Origin of the sequence: Bartonella sp. AP65SXKL (genome assembly GCF_042195725.1) — a bacterium.
Classification (GTDB): Bacteria; Pseudomonadota; Alphaproteobacteria; order Rhizobiales; family Rhizobiaceae; genus Bartonella.
On record NZ_JBHIOW010000005.1, the window covers coordinates 16,986 to 34,051 of the forward strand.

The window sequence follows — 17,066 nt, forward strand, 5'->3', positions numbered from 1 at the left end:
AACCATATGAAAAGCTTTTGAAAAAAAATTCCTCATCGAAAATTTTTACAAGGTATTTTTTTAGATTATACTCTGTTTTCCACCTAAAATGATGATTTTACCACCTAAAACCAAAGAGAAATGCATGTCACCTTGCATGCTGTGTCAGCTTTCCCCAAAAGGACAAAGCCCACACCGGTCTTTAAATAATGGCAATCAATAAACAATGGTTTGTAAACAATCTGGCTTCTTATCTAACAGATTTGACTTGGCTTCCCCCTTCAAATGCATCCTTGTAATGTATCCCCTGTCCAGAGTTACTCTACAAAAAAACGCTGCTTTAGGAATACACACAGACGAAAAACACCCCATGCATAAAATTTTAACCACATCTCAAACAATGGTATTTTACAACACAACGGGATAAACTATTGTCTTATAGATTTTCTCGTATCACTCTCATCCTGTTTCAAGAAGTTGCCTGATAAGCACAAAATGCCATCTCAGAGAGTTCAATGCCTCACCATACGTTACAACGCATCGCCAACCTGCTGCTCTTGCCAACAGTGCACCCATTTTGAAAACAAAGAGTGGCTTTTTTCCTACACGCTTTGCCAAAAAAGGGAGCGCTCCATTTTGCTTTTTCTCGCTTTAAATAAACATATCCGTTGACCTCTTTCCACCACCCTCAAAGGACAAAGGTTTTAGCCCCACATCGGTTTGTAAACAATCCAACTCCTCTGAAGGGGCTCCATATCTGCTCATTATTTATATGATTCACTTGCATAATACTTAACCAAGCAAATCCTCACCAGAACAGTTGCTAATGTATTAAATACTTTAAGCTATCTTACTGATATCACCACCTTCAATAATAGTGTTTTAATGACGGTATTTTACGCTATAATAGGATAAAATTATCTAGGGGCTTTTTGTCATCGCACAGCAGCGCTTTAACCCCAGCACTTGAAATAATGGATCACGATATCACAAAAGAGAGGCATTTGAGCTAAAATATTGATTCATCAGCAAAAAACGCCATGAATAAAGAAAGTTTTTTTGTTCTCCCCCTACCTTCAATAATCACCGTCTTGATCCTCTAAAGAACAATAGGCAAACTTACCTTTAGACATCCAACAAAGGCAGCACAAAAAATAAAGAGAGTTGAGTTTTTTCTAAAGCGCCTCAAAACTTTCTACACAATATATTCTATAAGACTTTATATTCAATAAGACTTTTTTTCATAACAAACATTTTAGCATTTTTATCTTTCTCTCACACAGCTTTCATTCTCAGGCTTTGACAGCATAAACCACCGCCATATTGACGGGGCGTGTTTCATCCCCCCCTGTTTTTTGCAACAAGACCTTATGTTCATGCTCTCCCGCAGCCTTCGTTAACCGATCTTTATTGTAGACTTGAGCCAGATGTCTATAATATTCACCGTGATTCATATCCCAAACTACTTCGTCAATCATTGGATAACTATGCTGGTGGTTACCTGTTGAATCTGTTTTTCCCTCATGGGTATGGGATTGAAAAGACTCTTCTTGTCGGCTTCCCAAGCGACGTCCTTTATCAATTTCTTTTCCACTATCGAGCCCCCGTAAAAACATTCCACGCAAATCGGGAACATTGAATGTTGTTCTCCCGTCTCCTTTTCCCCATGTTTCTCCCAGAACAGCAAAGAGATTAGCATAGTTCCTTCGCGAATATTCTTTACCATTACACAGTAACCATCCAGAGGGTATTTTTTCTGTAGCAAAAGTCCCGATAAATCCAGAAGAAAAAGTTTCAGGCAAAGGAGGAAAGGGCGGAATTTCAGGAAGTTTTATAGTAGGATTGGTTAAAAACCAGCCATCAGCATTTTTTCCGGCAATATCACGCGTATAGACGATCTCATAAAGCCCCCCTTTTTGAATTTCCCCGCCCTTTAAAGGCACAATACCCTCTGGCGTTGCCATATAAGTTGGTCTTGGCGGCAATTGATTTAAAGAAATATTTGTTATTCCTCTGTTGACGCCTTGTGCTTTAAAGCGCACAACAATGCCATCCATATAAGTCTCAAAAAAAGACTTTGTTGCCAAACGAAGTGACGTTCTCTCGTTTTCCACATCGACAGTAAACTGTGTTTCAATCCCGCCCCCATTATCCAACAAATATTCTTTGATGCGTTGCATCATAGCGCGAGCACTATCATTGACTGTGCTTGGCGGTTGCCCTTCTGCCCAGTTTATATTCTCGTCGACATAAGCATTTTCTGATGCAACAATTGACCAATCATAAATCGAGCTCATAGAAGATACTCTTTTTTCAAAAAGGGAAAACGAGCAAAAAATGAAGAAAAGAAAGCCGCAATTTTATTTTTAGATGCCGGCATTTTCTCCATTTTCATTTTTTCCATTTTCAGGCCTATTTTGTCATAATCAACATGCAATAACTTTGTTTTCGCATTGACATAAACAGCTTCAGGGTTCACACGCAACACGTCTTGCGCCATAACGCCCTGATAACGTTGTGGATTTCCCTTATAATTAAAGGTATAAAGTGGATATCCCTTTTTCTGCCCCACAGGGATAATATTTTCTTTTGCTCTCACATCACAAAGCCCTAAAATTCCTCCGACCAATCCAAGCACTTGCTGCGCATCACGCAATGGATCTTTTGTCACAGAAGGCATTGTCGTGGATTTTCCTGAAGTCGTTCCGTAATTTCCAGCAGCCTGTGTTCCTACCTGTAACAAACTTTGCAATCGGTTCCAATCTTGATTATCTTTTTCTGACCATTTTTGGCGTTCAGCATCTAAGACATTTTGGCGGTTTATATCTTGAATCATGCCCCCTTTCAAAGCATTGCTTTGCACGTTACTCTGTCCTTGATAATAGCTATTTGCCGCATTAACTTGATCATTCTGAGAGCGATCAATCATCTGGTTTGCATTCATCATATTGTTAATATCTTGATTATATTGCTGTGCTGCAGCATTTGTTGCCAAGGCGCCTAACTCATCGGCCAGCACACCAGTATGAGCCCCAGAGCCATAACGTCCTGCTCCCGACATCGATTGATTAATTGCATCGGACGTTTTATTCAGAGCATTTTGCAATGCAGTATTAAATTTACTATTGCTTCCAATCCAGCTTCCCTTAGCCATACCGGAAAGATTTGTAGCGCTGTTGGTTGGTGCACTCAACCATTGCGTTACCGTTGGATTGTTATAGAGCCCTGCTGCTTGTTGTAAACCGGTCAGCGCATTTTTTGTCATATTGCTAAGACCAGCGACTCTGTCTCCCTGATAAACGTTTCCGCCAATTCCTTTATTATAAAGTCCAAGTGCATCAGCACTGGCTTGTTTAAGAATATCAGCCGCCCAAGCAGGTGGAGCATTTGTTTGTGTTGTTGTCTGCACTTGAGGTGTGGTTTTTCTACTCATGGGTTCAGAACCTTTCTATATTGAATAAGATTACGAGAATATCCGTGATGAGCGAGCTTTTTCGCCCATCCAGTTCTTCCAAACATGTGCATTTCTTCAGCATTAATTGTTCGCGCCCATTTTTCGACTTCATCAATCAACTTGACCAATTTCAGCCCTCCCTCTCCAGCAAGATCAGAGAGAACGACGCATTTTTTTCCCGTATGGGTTATTTCAACTTTGGTAATTGCAAAAGCACTAAATTGGATTTTATTTTTTAAGACCAGCCACAATTGTGCTTGTCCTGTAGCGATTTCTTCAGCAATTTTTTCCAGACAAACATCATCCGGAAAGCGCTGAACATATTTTTTCAATGCAGCATTGAGAGCCTCTTGATAGGGAGCTATTTTTTCCCATGGCCACTGCTCTGTCAGATGAGCAGAATATAAATCTTGACTCTCTTGCATCATAATTTTAGCTCTTTTAGCTTTGTCATTTCCCTCATTTGAGCAATACGCATCCCCATGCATACTTCACGCATTCCATGCCCCCCGCACAATAAAAGAAAAAAAGCCCCATCATCCCTTTGTCACAACAAAGAGGGAACTTTTTTCTTTATAAAAATAAACCATGGTGCAGCCTATTTTCCTTTATCGCAGAAAAGCATGAAACATAACGCACCACCTTGTTCTTCATATTATAAAGACACAGCTTATCGCATTGTGCCTTTGTTTATAAAGGCTTGGGAAGTCTATGGGGCATTTGTTCTTTAATAATAGAGGTTTGAGCCTATCGCATGGTATTACAAAAGGGCATGCCTATCGCATGCCGGCCCGCGTCAATTCCACATCAAATCCAGTGACATGAGTCCAATTCACCCCTTCAGGAATACGCAATTTAAAGCGATAAAACCGTGCCCTTGCACGACAATGAATTTGTCCAGTATTATAAGAGGGCTGTTTTTCTGGCAACCAAACAGTTTCCTCTTCAAGAGATTGTCGAAAGCGCATTCCCACAGACAAATAAAACTTTCCACTATTGACTTGAGGCATAATATTTTTCACTCGTGTTATCATGCCATTTGTCTGTCCCATTTCTTGTGATGTCACGACACAAGCCATAGGACACCCAGAAAACGAACCCAGTCTCCCCTGTTGATCAAATGCCCCCAGAATAGGCGATTCATTTTTCCAAGCTTTACTATCAAGAGAAAAGGACAAATCGTCAATATTCTTAGTCACAAAATCAAGACCTTCTAGGGTTGTTCCGGCTAAGAAAATAGGCAATATCATTTTGATATCGACGAGAGCTTTTGTCCATTTTTGCAATCCCCAATCATAAATGAGCAAGATACGTTTATGAAGATTCTCATCAGAATCAACCATCCAATAAACACGATTATACACCCCATCGATAGCAGCAGATAGAGTGTACAGATTATCCTTCCTTGATTTTGCGGTCATCGTTCGATCGACTTTTTCGAACCCAATGGGTATAATCTGTCCCTCATTTGTTATTTGATAAAACCCGCCCTCATCGGCAAAGAATGCTAAATCGCCTCTACAAACAATTGATTCAGCATTTTTTGCGCCTCGTTTATCGTGGATTTTTTGGAAACTAAAAATAATCTTAGAGCCAGGGATAAAAGAACCGGCATAGATTGCAGAACGCATAAAGATAATTGGATTTGTTGTCTCCGTTGCCCCTTGGACGAATCCGCCATCAGGAAAATCTTGATAATCACAACTTTTTTTCCCCACGGTCCAAAATTCAGCATCATTTAATCCAGACCAATGAACCCTTCTTGGATACTCGGTTAATTTCATCAAACAAACGAAATCTCCCCAGATTCGAACAATCCCTGCCTGTGGTGGATTTCCTCCTAAATTTCTAAATGTTTTATCATGGTTAATATCAATCACTTGTGGTTTATCATTGGCATTCACCGCAATGATCAAATCACCAAACAAAGCAAAAGACCACGGAGCATCAACATTAGCCAGATAAGGTTTTCCTTTTTGGCTAATATCTTTCCAGTTCATTGTTGTATTATCAAGCAAGAAGATTTTTTCTCTTGTCCCGACAATAATAGAAACCCCATTTTTTGTTTTAACCGCAAGAGTGCCTAAAATTGGCTCCGGACAAGGCTCTGATAAAGGCTCAAAACTTGGCATAGGGATATAGGAGCCATCAGCCGGGAGCACATTAACAAGTTCATCGGTAAAAATTCCATTGATATCCGCCACATCGGGTCGATAATCAGCGATTGGGAAAAAAGCCATCAAGACCCCCATAAAATCTTTGAAGAGCCCAGTGCCATTCAAAACACCAAGGCTTATTGATAAAAAACCACAAAAGCCCTTAAAACTCTAAAGGCATAAAATTCAACAAAATAAACAACCTTAGGTTGTCTAACGCACCAAAAAAACGATACCATCAATAATAGCCACCCCAACGCCATCCACCAGCGCCAAACCAAAATCAACTGCCCGCAAAATCAACCCCCACAATGACGGGGGAAAGAGCCATCAAAAGCCCCCCATAAAACCTTTGAAAAGCTCAGTGCCATTCAAAACACCAAGGCTTATGGATAAAAAACCACAAAAGCCCTTAAAACTCTAAAGGCATAAAATTCAACAAAATAAACAACCTTGGGTTGTTTAACGCACCAAAAAAAAACGATACCATAAATAATGGCCACCCCAACGCCATCCACCAGCCCTTCACCATCAACACCCAACGCGTGTATCCAGCCATAAGTGACAAACCAGCCACCAGTGCCAAACCAACCTTCAACGCCAGCCATAAACGATTTGGAAAAAAGTCTTTTAAAAACGCATTGGGCGAATCTTTGAAGAACCTTTTCGGCGCGATGTTTCAATGCGCAAAGCTTGAAGCTGTTCTTGAAAATCTCTGAAAGAAACGGCGGCATATTCAGGATCTTTAAGAATATTTTTATAAAGTTCATATTTTGCTCGTGCTTTAATAAGATCAAAAGCATAAATCAACCAAGGGTTATCATCCTCTTTCAGCTGTTCATCGGCAAAATGAACAGGAGCATAAGAAAGCTGTACAGCTTCCACATGTTCTGGTGTTGGAAAGAGTCCTATTTTTTGATCAAGGTAGGTATAAAAGAATGGCGTTCCTAGCGCAGGATGCATACCATATTGTTGATGCAACACTTCCAAGGGCTTAAAGAACAACTTTGTTGGTGTTGCACTCTTTGTTACTAAAAAGACGCCCTCCAAACTCTTTTCTGCTTCAATAAAAACCCCTTCTTCTTGCCCATACCATGTTTTACCACTTTGTGTTTTAAACGTCCTTTCTCTTTTTTCATTAAAGAAAAAGGGTTCGCGTTCACACAAACGCAAAGCCGTAAAAATTGAATCTTGAATTTGCAGGGAATATTCCGCTGTTGTATCGTCAATTTCATCTTGAATAAGCGCGACCATATAAGCAAAAGTTTTAGAATGGTCTGAATGTGTAAGGTTTAGATTTTGGGGATCAGAGGATAAAGTGGTCATAAGCCTGTCCTTGTTTCTGGAAGCATTTTAAATTTTTCCCCCAACAGATCCCTCTTGTTGGGGGAAGAAAGCAAAAATTTGCTTTAAGCGGGTGCTCCATAAGTTGGAATGACAATAGTGCCAAAATCCTGAGCCCCTTGCGTACTGCCTGGCAAGGTAAAGCAAGTTTTTTTCATCCCAATAATGGTTTTTGCCGCAACCCCGAATTCTCTTTCATAGTCGAAGAGTTCCTCCACCAATTTATAGCGTGTCGCCCCTCGATCTTTACCAAAAGCAATCACAGCACTCTGCGCACCAAGCAGAACAGCCCGCCGCACATTTGGTACAGCTTTGTTAGCGGTTCCAGCTTCGACCCCTTCGGTAATATGTTCAGCTTCGCGCAAAACCACACCATTATACATGCCCAAAGACCCATCATAGAGCGGATTTTTGATACGACTTCCACTATAGATTGCCTTAGTAATGTCGAGCCATTGCCCCGCATCAGTATTGGTTCGCAATTGTGTCACTTGGGTTGGATGTAGATAAAGCACATAGACATTTTCGCCATCAATCCGCACAGGTCTAATTTTAGGATTTGCCAATTTAGCCCGTTCAACTGCTTTATCAATCAAGCTGAGATCAAAAACATCGTCTTCTTTTAAGTCCTCATCTTTTGCTTTATCATTAGGACGTACCACACGTTTATTGGTTGGTGCCGTTGGCGCATTAAACCCATAATGAACTGGTTTAAGGGTAATCGTGCGTCCTTCAAAGTTAATTGTTTTTGCGGTATACCCGCAAACTTGAATGAAGAACATCATACTCAGACGATCTGCATACCAATCAACCAAACCATTTTTTGCCTCGGTGCGCAAATCATGGAGAATTCGTTGTTGATCAATCGTTCCCTCATTTTTGACACGCACAGCATGAACGAGTTCATTAATTGCCAAGCGATCATTGAGAAACTGTAAAGCTTCTTCATTGCCTTCCAATGTCTGCCCTTCGCTCACCCCATCGCCTAGCAACTGCACACGCAAATTAAAGCTAATAGCATCCCCACTTGCTTTCGTGGTTTCATCTTTTAATTGTACGATACTGTTTGAATCATTTCCAATCAACGGTGCAATTGGAAGTGCTTTTGAGACTTCTTGGTTTAGTAATTTAGACCATGTGCGCACTGCCATTGGGTCATTAAGTCCGATATAAGTTACAGTCATTTTGTCCTCTAAAAGTTTTATTGACATAAAAAACCCGGCAAAGCGCCGGTTGTTAAAACACCACATTTCATTTCAAATGGTGAATAGGTTGTTTGTGAGTTTTATCTAATTTCTGTTAGCGTCTGCCTCCCCCTTATAAGAGCTCTCCTCTCCACATCCGTGTTTAAGAAATCCCCTAGCATTCTCCTGCGCCAAAAGCCGCTCCACGTTCCCGCAAAAACACTCCCCCACATTCTCCTGCGCTAAAAGCCTCTTAACTTTCCCGCAAAAAACACTCCCCCGCATTCTCCTGCACCAAAAGCCTCTTAACATTCCCCGCAAAAAACACTCCCGCATTCTTCTGCGCTAAAAGCCTCTTAACGTTCCCGCAAAAAACACCCCCCGCATTCTCCTGCACCAAAAGCCTCTTAACATTCCCCGCAAAAAACACTCCCGCATTCTTCTGCGCCAAAAGCCTCTTAACATTCCCGCAAAAAACACCTGCCACATTCTTGTTTTTAAAATTCTCTTCCCCCCATTAAACGATTAAAAGCGGCTTTATTTTTAGGATCAGCAACCCAAGCGCTAAACTCTGCTTCTGACATTTTATCAAGCATATCCAAAGAAATCGGCCCATTTGGCGTCAAGCCGTTATAAGCAGCAAGAGTACGTGCAGAATTGTGTCTTTCCTGTAAATTTTCACCCATGTTATTGGGAACATTTGTGTAGCCAATTTTTTGTGCAATAGAGTAAATCACTTCAGCCGGATTTTGATTTTTTTGCGCACAATCGCGCAAGATCTGCTTCAACTCATCACCAATTATCGCATCAATATTTTGGGGATCTGCCATCTCAGGATAGAGCGAAGCACAAGCTGCCAACTGTTTAGCCCGCGTTTCATAAATAAAATCAGCTGCTTGATCAAAATCATGATGCTTTTGTTTAACACTGGCAACAGACTGCTGAAAAAATGCATGCAACTGTTCTGCTTCGCGAGCAAGAGAAGGCTGTTGTTTTTCATGTACAAGCCCTTGTTTTTGGAGTGTTTTTCCCAACCATTGCATATAGCCCATAAAGTCTTTTTGCGGATCTGGTGGAACATCTTCTCCCCCTTGAACCTCTTTTCCAGCCTTTTGCGAAGAGTACTGTTGTTGATGCACTTGCCCTTGAAAATTATCTTCAAGAGTTTTTTCTTCTCTTGCAATTTCACCATCTTCTCCCTCTTGTGTTGAGACCAGAAAATCTTGTTTCAATTGGTTTTGTTCTGCCGGCGTTAAGTGTTCTTGATCCATGACATTAGCCTTCTCTTTTTTTAAACAATAAAATCAAATTTTTCAGATAAAACAGCCCATAAGCACTTATCCCCTCAATGTTCTCCCATCATTTGAGCACCAGTATTCCCCCCAATGCTCTCCACCCCACATGACGGCAAAACTCCCCTCTCCACCCTACTTTTCCCAACAACACTGCCCTACAAAACAGTTCTTTTAAGAAAAGGGAGCCCATGCACTATGGAAATCGATAAGCCCATTCTGCGCCCACCATTCCCACCATGTTCACCCCACATGACAGCAAAACTCCCTCTCCACCCTGCTTTTCCCAACAGTCCTGCCCTACAAAACAGGTCTTTTAAGAAAAGGCAGCCCATGCACTACGAAAATCGATAAGCAATTTATGATATATGGCGTTTATCAGAAGTCACGCATGACAAAGCACCCTATTGTTGAGCCTTTGCTGTCTGCAACATCTGCATTATCTGCTCTGTCCCCACATTATCCCCCATCTGCGCTGAGGCATTTTGCTCTTCTTGAAAAGAGTTTTGCGCCTTTATCGCAATTTTATGAATAAGTGAAGCCGGTAAAGGCGAATAGCGTAAGAGATCGAGCATAATCTCAGGCGTTGTAAAATTTTGCATCAAAGGCAGCAATTGCATGATCAGTGCAAAAGTACGCTCTTTTTCATTAAGACTTGTTGGTGCATCATCCACGACAATATCATATTCCAAACTTGTCACCATTTCGCGTGTCAGCGGCACATACTGGGCATTTTCATCACCAGCAATACGCACCAACCGCCCATCGGACAGATAATTTTGAATAAGATAGAGAATAATTTTTCCCTGTCGTTGCCGATATCGACGCAACCCATCAAAAAAGGAAGCCAAAAGATTAAGTGACGATTGTCGCCGTTGTTGCTCAAGAATGCCGGGCTGATTGACAGCTCGCGTTCCAATAAATTCAGAAGACAACCCCGTCACCTGTTCGAGTGCGCTCTTTGCTTCATTAAACAATTGGAAAAACCCTTGCGGAAATTGTGCCATGGGTTTAGGCTGGATTCTTCCCCCAGACACCGCCCCACTTTTCAACCAAGTAATACTATCGGCTCTAGCCCAACTCTCGACGGCTTGTCGATCATCATCAAAAGCATCGCGCTCTGCCATAATTCCGCCTTTTGATTGGCTATTGAGCAAATGCATCACTTGACTAAAATATTTGTTTGCCCACCGTTGCGGATCTTTTGTAGGGCGCACAATTCCGTAAAACTGTCGGCTTAACTTATCAAAAGTACCGGTAATACACTCCCATCCCAATTGATTGGGTGGAACCAAAGGCTTATCAGGCGCTTCAAGCAGCTTTCTACCTAAAAATGCCCGTTTGACAATTTTTCTGTTCAACCTTGTTGCCTGGACATGAGGAAAGGTTTTGCTTAAATTTTGGAAATCCTGCTCTGAATAATCGACAAACTTTCCACTTAGAGGCTCGAGAACTTTATAAACCACCTCGCGTTCAAACCAGCGACATTCTACCAATGTCACCATTTTAGGACGTTGATAGCCGCTCCCCTCTTCTCCTTGATACCCCCTCTCGGACTGATAACTTTGTGTCATCCCATCGCTGGTTGAATGTAAAAAACTCTGATGTTTAACCCAATCAGCATTAAGGTCACTCCAATGAACATTGGGAAACATTTCCTGCGCCACAGCAAGGGGTTTTTCATCAATATACCATAAGCGTTGAGCATCAATAAGATTAGACTTGACAGCACTTGCATCCCACACCATTTTCATAGGATCCAGCCGCGCAATGATTGGTTTTCCTTGGGGATCTTGTTCATAATCAAGGCGTGTATCTGTCCAGCCCATACCGCAAATAATTGCATCTTGAAAAGCATCGGAATCTTCGTATTCCCCGTCGGCTTCATCGCGAAACCATTCGGCTGCTCCTGTCAAAATCTGGTTTGCAAAGGCAGCCCCTTCTTGTCGTGGAATAAATTGCACTTGCCTTTTATTATTGCGCTCAGCCCCAATCACGGCATTAATTAAAGGCGCAATACGGTTAAAAGTCATCACCGGTCTGTTTTGTTCGTGCAAGACAGCCAAGTCTTGCTCATTCCATTGCCGTCCATTATAAAAATCGTAATCTTCCTGGGCATTTTTTCGCCATTTTTCGACATGATCAATATCATCCTGATACCAACCCACGAGTTTTTTAAAGAGAGCTTGATTTTCAAGCGTTTTGATTTGATTAAAAGAAGAATCTGTAGAACTATTCATTAAAAAGCCATCCATGAAGTTTGAGAATGGTGAAACGAGCGATAAGGTTTTTTTCGCGCTTTAGCATTTGGTTGTTCATAAGCCACACACATCAGTCCAAAGGCATCGGCTCCATGGCTAGCCCAATCATGTTCAGCCCCTAGTCCGATATTGCGCTGTTCGTCGCGCTTTTCATGATACCAAGCAAGCGCTTTTCTCCCCGCACATGTCGTTTCACGATTAAACCATAGTGCAGGAAACAACCGCCGTACGGCTTCGATACGCATTTTCACAGCACCTGTTCCTTGGTTAGGAATTATTTTGGTTTGAAAACCGGCTTGTTGAAGGGCACTGTCAAAACTCACATTATAGACACGATCTTTTGTTGCACCATCATGAGGCAAGACCATAAGAGCCTTTTCATATCCCCTTTGAAAGACCCAGCCCACATGCTCTGAGAGAGGTTGTCCTTGGGCTTCATAATAATCGAGCACTCGGATTTCACGTCCAACAAATTGCGCCACCCACAATGCGGTAGCATCAGCCTTTGCGCCTGTTCCCCCGATATCCCAAAAGATTCTCACCTGCATCAAAGGATCCCGTGGAACAGTGGTAATCCGCCCTTCCATTTCGGCTTCCAGCAGGCATTTCTGATAATAAGCCCCTTGGACAGCTTGGAGATATTCGCCTTCCCAAATATGGTTATACTGCTCTGGTCTTTGCTGCAAATCGTCCATTCGATCACGATTGAGTTTTTCAGGAAATTGCGGATTATCACGCCAATTGATTTCCACCCCTTTGATATGAGGATTATCGACATTTCGGAAACGTTTTTCCACGGCTGCATTTTCATGGCATGGGTTCCATGTGACCCATAATTCTGCATTCCAATCTTTTCCTTCTTCGCGCAAAGTTGGAATAAGTGTTTGCCAAGCAGTTTCTGTCACGGGCTCGGCTTCATCGACCCAACAAAGGAAAACGCGTCCCATTGATTTAATACTTGCGATATTGCGATCAAGCCCAGCAAACACATAGACAATCCGTCCATCTTTTGACTTAATATATTTATCGCCGATTTCATAATAGTCTTGTAAAAAAGGATAAGACTCGATAGCGCGTTTAATTTCCTCCAAAGAACTTTCATTAAGAGAATTTTGAAATTGCCTTGCACAAAGAATAATCCCGCGTTCTCCAGCCATTCCATGGCGATATCCCACCACAGCCGACATCAAAGCAAAAGAACGTGTTTTTCCAGAACCCCGTCCTCCCCAAGCGGCTCGCACATCTGCTTTTCCAGTAAAAACAGGAATAAGCTTTGGAATAAGAGCCACTTGAGCCGTTTTCTGCTCAATTTTTTGAGAAATTTTCTGAACAGTTGTCATTATAAATTTTCATACTTTAGCAATAATTGCGCTGCACCCTTTTGCTTATCCCAAGTTTAATGATCCCAGAGCAATTGAACGAAAAGAGCAATTGAACGAAAAACGCCCTTCTCAAAAGCAGCGCTTTATCTTTTCTTCATCCTAATATTCAATAAATTTCACTTTTTTGCATGAGATCCCCTTGACCCCACCTATGCGCCCCAAGCCCCCAAGGCACAAAAGCCCCACCCCCTCAAACACCGCGCCTGTCATCCCCCAACCACAAGCAAGGTATCCCCCCAACCAAATCATAGCCTCAGCACATGGCTCTCAGGCATATCCAAAGCCCAACATCCTCCAATATCATGCCTCTCAAGCATCACCAATCCTCACACTTTATCCCCCAAGATACCCCCACCAAAACACATGCATCCCGCAAGCATAACACTTCTCTCAAGTTTCATGCCCCTCCCCCATCAAAACACTGTTCCATATCCACCACACAAATACCCTGCACCAAATTCCCTCCAGCACACGGGGGCCCTTACGGCATCATTCACCAAAGCCCCTTCCCAATATCACGAGCGCCTACAAGCACGATAGCCTCCGCTTCAATCCCCTCAAGATAGGCAATCACCAAAGCAGCCCCCTTGCAAGACATCACCCCACATCACCCACCTCAGCCTAACATTTTTCAATATCACAAGCCTCAGTTATCGAGGTATCATGCTTCTCCGGTTCACTATTTTTTGCATTCACTGGTACAATCTCAATACGCGAAACTGTTTTTGATATCTCCACACCTTCAATAACGAGAAAAAACCAAATCTTCACCAGATGTCCAAAACAGCAAATATCATCAAGCACTCCCCAACATCTTTCAGGTATCGCGCCCCTCACGCATCGCCATAAAAGCATCTTGCCGGCCCCTCTTCAAACAGACCACCCCAGACGCCATGTACCCCCAAAAAACACCATATGCACCGAAGTCTCCTCCAGTCCACGTCCTCATGCATCCCCCCAACCAAAGCCCAACAACTTCACAGCTCACATGCCTAAAGCACTCAGCCCCTCACCGCAATTTCAATCATAAGCTTTCAGACAAACACCTAGTATTCCCGTTCAAAGACAATATCCCTTAAACATCATATGCCCAACCCAATATTTTCTCATAACTTCAAGCCTCAGTGACCAAAGGATCAAGCTTCTTCGGTTCGCTATTTTTGGGCTTCACTGATACAATCTCAATACGCGAAACTGTTTTAACATCTCCCCCATTTCAATAACGAGAAAAGACCAAACCTTCACCAGAAATCCAAAACAGCAAATATCATCAAGCACTCCCCAACATCTTTCAGGTATCGCGCCCCTCACACATCGCCATAAAAGCATCTTGCCCGCTTCACACAGACCACCCCAGACACCATATACCCCCAAAAACACCATATGCACCGAAGTCTCCTCCAGTCCACGTCCTCATGCATCCCCCACCAAAGCCCAACAACTTCACAGCTCACACGCCTAAAGCACACACCCCTCAACGCAATTTCAATCATAAGCTTTCAGACAAACACCTAGCATTCCCGTTCAAAGACAATATCCCTTAAACATCATATGCCCAACCCAATATTTTCTCATAACTTCAAGCCTCAGTGACCAAAGGATCAAGCTTCTTCGGTTCAGTATTTTTGGGCTTCACTGGTACAATCTCAATACGCGAAACTGTTTTAACATCTCCCCCTGCTTCTCCCGTAACCTGAAGAGGCAAGACTTTTGCCAGCAGCGAAAAAAAAGGAACAGGATTATTCAACGCATGATATTGAAGATAAGACACCAGCCCATCCTCACCATAGTGATATCCAGCCTGCTCAGCGGCTGTCAAAAGAGCTTCATTAAATCGCTTTGTTGTTTTATTCAAAGTTGTTTTTTTCCGCCCTTTTCGACGTAAGGGAAGACAATGTTCATCTACCATCATCATGTTCCTTCCAACTAAAGAAAAACCAATACTTCAAACACAAAAAATGACATGAAAATCAGCAACAAAATTTAACAAGCCATCAACAATAAAAAATGAGACCACACCCTAAAAGACAAGAACCCACATAAAGCCCAAATCCTCCGCATAATTTTACAGATACACGTTTTTACGCTTTTCCATCTTTACAGAAAAAAGCCAAACGAAACGCTCAAATCACTACCCCGCACCGTTCTGTAAACACGGGTCTGTCAACAAGCTGATTTCTCGTCTATCAGATTTCCCTGCTGATTATTTCATATGGCTATCCCACACTTCAAAGAATGGTGTTTCATCAAACACGCCAGATAAACTCTGATCTACAATTCGACTTCAGAAAGCAAATTTTCCTCTGCTAAATAAAGCTTCCACCCCGCACCGGTTTTAAACTATAATCCAACCTATTACCCAATAAATTCCCCTACTAACATCAGATTACCGCCCCCAAACATCCCTATTTTACAGTATAACCGTACAGCAAACATTTTAATTTTTCTTGCCAATCTCCTGAAACTACTTTATTGATAGTTCTGTGTTTTTGATCGTCCACGCAACGGTCAAATAGGGATTTGAAAGCCCGAACGCTCAGTACATAAATTTATCCCGCTTTGCGGGTATCCCGGAATTCCGGGAGCTTTTGCTATGTCCAAGTGCTTGTCAGCACTAAAAGCAAAAGGCTGACTGAGCTCAGTGCTTTCAAACTCCCGGAATACTCATGCGAGGGCGCTCGCAACCGGAGGGGAGCTTGAAGTGCAAACTAAAAATTCACATTTTAATGACATTTCAATAGGTAAAAGAATCCGTCACAGACGCATTTCAATGGGACTTTCTCAAAAGGAATTAGGAAGCTATTTAGGTGTCAGTTTTCAACAAATCCAGAAATATGAAAAAGGTTTAAATCGTGTAAGCGCGGGGTGTTTACTAGAAATTGCTAAAAAACTAGAGGTTCCTATGAACTTTTTTTATGCGGACCTTTTAACAGCAGATATTCCCACAAAAGAACATGCCTTACACCACGATCAAGACACATACAGCGAAAAAGAACACGCACTTTTGAAAAACTTTAGAGAGCTCGAAGCGAAAAAACAAAAAGCAATTTTGTGGTTAATTTCAGATTAGACAGTGGTTAATTTCTGATTAGGCAAAAGCGCATCAATCGACATCCTTTGCCAATATTCCCCTCTGCCTAAAGCCTTGCCGCCTGATATCACCACATCTCAAAAAAACGGTTTACGGCACCGGTTTACGACATCATAGGATAACAAACTTCAAAATAGGATAAAAACACCAAAACCTTGGAAAAACATCCCCACCCCTCTCACAGAATTTTATCAAGAGATCTCTTCTGATTTAAACGCACAATTCCGATTGTATCATTATGATACCTTTTTACATTTACCTTGTCAAGTTTTTATATTTTTCTTTTGATATTTTTGTATTTTTCTTTAAGGGAGCCACATCCCTCAAAACACCTTTCCTGCAAAATGCCCCTCATACAAAACACAATGTCTAAAACAACAAGAGCTAAAATAGGATTTCCCCTCTAAATAGGCTTTCATTGTATTGCTCATTCACCCACTTATTAAAAAAACACCTCTCAATGCTTCTCACACCCATTTCACGGATATCCCCCATACAAATATAGACGCAAATATAATTGTTAAATTTCGCATAGAATATAAAAGCCAACCACAGTTTTTATCTCTTCACATCTCTTTACACATCAGCTCTGCAATCTGTTCACAGCTATTCCAAAACTCTTCTCTCTAGCCAACACACGAACAGCACTCTTCATTTCCCTCCATTCACACACTCTTCACCTCCCCAATCCTTCTCACCCCTCGACACCATGACAATATATTGATTTATAAGAAATAATTTAGCATTATTGATACTGATTAAGAGTTCCAAACATCGTAAGATTCTCTCATTTCAAATCCCTCCCATGTTGAATCAATCAAAATCACTCGCTTGCACGTCAAAAGCAGGGGAGAGCCCGTATGGATAAAAAACGATTAAGAAAGGAATAAAATGGCTCTTATGAACCGTCTCAAGTGCCAAGG

Annotated in this window: 16 protein-coding genes; 1 reads left to right on the forward strand and 15 read right to left on the reverse strand. The window is 41.9% G+C overall.

Annotation, left to right across the window (positions count from 1 at the left end):
* Positions 1-1,271: 1,271 nt before the first annotated feature.
* From bgtC to ACFIMP_RS04365, 15 genes are all read right to left on the reverse strand, one after another.
* Complete coding sequence (gene bgtC, locus ACFIMP_RS04295) at positions 1,272-2,276, reverse strand: gene transfer agent tail collar protein BgtC (protein ID WP_375686041.1); 1,005 nt, start codon at positions 2,274-2,276, stop codon at positions 1,272-1,274.
* Positions 2,273-3,412, reverse strand: a complete 1,140-nt coding sequence (gene bgtD, locus ACFIMP_RS04300) for a BaGTA-type gene transfer agent maturation protease BgtD (RefSeq protein WP_375613652.1) — start codon at positions 3,410-3,412, stop codon at positions 2,273-2,275. The genes bgtC and bgtD overlap by 4 nt, the downstream gene beginning before the upstream one ends.
* Positions 3,409-3,861, reverse strand: coding sequence for a hypothetical protein (locus tag ACFIMP_RS04305; RefSeq protein ID WP_375613653.1), 453 nt, complete (start codon positions 3,859-3,861; stop codon positions 3,409-3,411). Before ACFIMP_RS04305 ends, bgtD begins: the two co-directional genes overlap by 4 nt.
* Before the next feature lie 348 nt (positions 3,862-4,209).
* The gene (gene bgtE, locus ACFIMP_RS04310; protein WP_375613654.1) at positions 4,210-5,673 is read right to left on the reverse strand and encodes a gene transfer agent protein BgtE; all 1,464 of its coding nucleotides are present in this window, start codon (positions 5,671-5,673) and stop codon (positions 4,210-4,212) included.
* Between the two features lie 302 nt (positions 5,674-5,975).
* On the reverse strand, positions 5,976-6,197 hold the full coding sequence (locus ACFIMP_RS04315) for a hypothetical protein (RefSeq protein WP_375621459.1): 222 nt from the start codon (positions 6,195-6,197) through the stop codon (positions 5,976-5,978).
* 22 nt (positions 6,198-6,219) lie between these two features.
* Positions 6,220-6,915: a phage adaptor protein gene (locus tag ACFIMP_RS04320; protein ID WP_375613655.1), complete on the reverse strand. Its 696-nt coding sequence runs from the start codon at positions 6,913-6,915 to the stop codon at positions 6,220-6,222.
* An 83-nt stretch (positions 6,916-6,998) separates the two neighbouring features.
* Entirely contained in the window at positions 6,999-8,117 is a 1,119-nt protein-coding gene (gene bgtG / locus ACFIMP_RS04325) for a BaGTA-type gene transfer agent major capsid protein (RefSeq protein ID WP_273791303.1), read from the reverse strand.
* 253 nt (positions 8,118-8,370) lie between these two features.
* Entirely contained in the window at positions 8,371-8,568 is a 198-nt protein-coding gene (locus ACFIMP_RS04330; protein WP_375686042.1) for a hypothetical protein, read from the reverse strand.
* Positions 8,569-8,614: 46 nt separating this feature from the next.
* Entirely contained in the window at positions 8,615-9,388 is a 774-nt protein-coding gene (locus ACFIMP_RS04335; protein WP_375613656.1) for a hypothetical protein, read from the reverse strand.
* A gap of 179 nt (positions 9,389-9,567) precedes the next feature.
* Positions 9,568-9,699, reverse strand: coding sequence for a hypothetical protein (locus tag ACFIMP_RS04340; protein ID WP_375686043.1), 132 nt, complete (start codon positions 9,697-9,699; stop codon positions 9,568-9,570).
* A gap of 114 nt (positions 9,700-9,813) precedes the next feature.
* Positions 9,814-11,664, reverse strand: a complete 1,851-nt coding sequence (gene bgtI, locus ACFIMP_RS04345) for a BaGTA-type gene transfer agent portal protein BgtI (protein WP_375686044.1) — start codon at positions 11,662-11,664, stop codon at positions 9,814-9,816.
* On the reverse strand, positions 11,649-13,010 hold the full coding sequence (locus tag ACFIMP_RS04350) for a PBSX family phage terminase large subunit (protein WP_375686045.1): 1,362 nt from the start codon (positions 13,008-13,010) through the stop codon (positions 11,649-11,651). The genes bgtI and ACFIMP_RS04350 overlap by 16 nt, the downstream gene beginning before the upstream one ends.
* A gap of 663 nt (positions 13,011-13,673) precedes the next feature.
* Positions 13,674-13,889: a hypothetical protein gene (locus tag ACFIMP_RS04355; protein ID WP_375641003.1), complete on the reverse strand. Its 216-nt coding sequence runs from the start codon at positions 13,887-13,889 to the stop codon at positions 13,674-13,676.
* Positions 13,870-14,001, reverse strand: a complete 132-nt coding sequence (locus ACFIMP_RS04360; protein WP_375611677.1) for a hypothetical protein — start codon at positions 13,999-14,001, stop codon at positions 13,870-13,872. Before ACFIMP_RS04360 ends, ACFIMP_RS04355 begins: the two co-directional genes overlap by 20 nt.
* A 630-nt stretch (positions 14,002-14,631) precedes the next feature.
* Positions 14,632-14,961 (reverse strand): hypothetical protein, encoded by a 330-nt coding sequence (locus ACFIMP_RS04365; protein ID WP_375611698.1) that lies wholly within the window; start codon positions 14,959-14,961, stop codon positions 14,632-14,634.
* Positions 14,962-15,753: 792 nt separating this feature from the next.
* Here ACFIMP_RS04365 and ACFIMP_RS04370 point away from each other — a divergent pair.
* Positions 15,754-16,122, forward strand: coding sequence for a helix-turn-helix domain-containing protein (locus tag ACFIMP_RS04370; RefSeq protein WP_375686046.1), 369 nt, complete (start codon positions 15,754-15,756; stop codon positions 16,120-16,122).
* Positions 16,123-17,066: the final 944 nt, after the last annotated feature.